This is a genomic window from Stenotrophomonas sp. 05L414_2 (genome assembly GCF_056397905.1).
Genome location: NZ_JBFTOJ010000319.1, coordinates 1 through 1332, shown reverse-complemented (window position 1 = coordinate 1332; position 1332 = coordinate 1). Strand labels below are relative to the sequence as shown.

The following is a 1332-nucleotide window of genomic DNA, read 5'->3' as shown; positions in this document are numbered from 1 at the left end:
GGCCGCTGCGCTCGCCGGGCATGGCCCGGCGCTACCTGTAACCGCCTGCGGCGGTTACTGCCGCAGTTCGCGGTAGGTCGCGGCCGGGGCGGCAATGCCAGGGCTGGCGCGCCACGGGTTGATGTCCAGGCCACCGCGACGGGTATAGCGGCCTTCGACTTCCAGCCACTGCGGCCGGCAGCGCGCGGACACTTCACTGAAGATGCGCTCGACGCACTGCTCATGGAACTCGGCGTGCTCGCGGTAGCTGACCAGGTAGCGCAGCAGGCCGGCACGATCAATCTGCGGGCCGCGGTAGCGCAGGCTGACAGTGGCCCAGTCCGGCTGCCCGGTGACCGGGCAGTTGGACTTCAGCAGGGCCGAGACCAGGGTCTCCTCCACCAGCGCATCGGCGTTGGCCGACAGGTAGTCCGCCTGCGGCGGGCCATAGCAGTCGATGTCCACCTCAAGGCCGTCGATCGACTCGCCCAGCGGTGATTCGCGCAACGCCGGCAGGCCGAACGTGACCTGGACCGGGGCGCCGGCGCAGGCCGACAGGTCGGCGACGAGGCGCTCGCGCAGGGCTTCGGCACTGTCGATGCGGGTGCTGTTGAGGGAGTTCAGGTACAGCTTGAACGACTTCGATTCGATCAACCGCGGCGAGGTGCACGGCACCTGCACGGTGGCGACGGCGACCTGCGGTTTGCCACGCGGGTCAAGCCAGCTCAGCTCGAAGGCGTGCCAGCGGTCATGGCCGACGAAAGGCAGCGCGGCCTCGTCGAGGCCGATCTCGGCACGGGCGCCGACGCGCGGGATGGGAAACAGCAGGCCGGGATCGTACTGCGACGGGTAACTGACCTCGCGACCGAGGCTGGAATCCTGTGGGGTGTTCATGGTGCTTATTGTATCGCGCGCAGAGCGGGCCTTCGGCCGGGTCGGCCAACGGCGGAGCCCCTCCGTGGTGGGGTTGGTTGGTCGCGGAAAGCCCCGACTCCCGGGTGCGGGCCGGGCGGGTGGGGCTGGCGGGGACGCCGTGAATCCATCCTTGGAGGCTTAGCCGCGCCATCCATGGCGCGGATACCCCGCCACCCCCACCCGCCCGGCCCCCAGACACATTTCTGCCGCCGATCCACCACGGGAAAGATCAGAAAAACAAAATCAAAAGCCGATACTTCAGACGTTCATGATGTCCGCCGTGTCGACCAAGGTCGACACCTACCAAAGCAGGATGTCGTTCCGACAGCCGCGGGAARCTGTCGAAGGCGGGGTGGGTCCGGTTGCGGGGGTGTCCGCGGCATGGATGCCGCGGCCAAGCCCCCATGGACGGGTTTACGGCGTCCCCCGCTCCCCCGC

General features: G+C 68.6%; 1 protein-coding gene. It reads right to left on the bottom strand.

The genetic code is table 11. From position 1 onward, the window contains the following. Positions 1–54: 54 nt before the first annotated feature. Positions 55–873, bottom strand: coding sequence for an NADPH-dependent 7-cyano-7-deazaguanine reductase QueF (gene queF / locus AC1DJN_RS21975; protein ID WP_312964111.1), 819 nt, complete (start codon positions 871–873; stop codon positions 55–57). Between the last annotated feature and the right edge of the window lie 459 nt (positions 874–1332).

Excerpts from the sequence above, each read along its gene's own strand:
- queF (WP_312964111.1), bottom strand. The coding sequence starts at position 873 with ATGAACACCCCACAGGATTCCAGCCTCGGTCGCGAGGTCAGTTACCCG.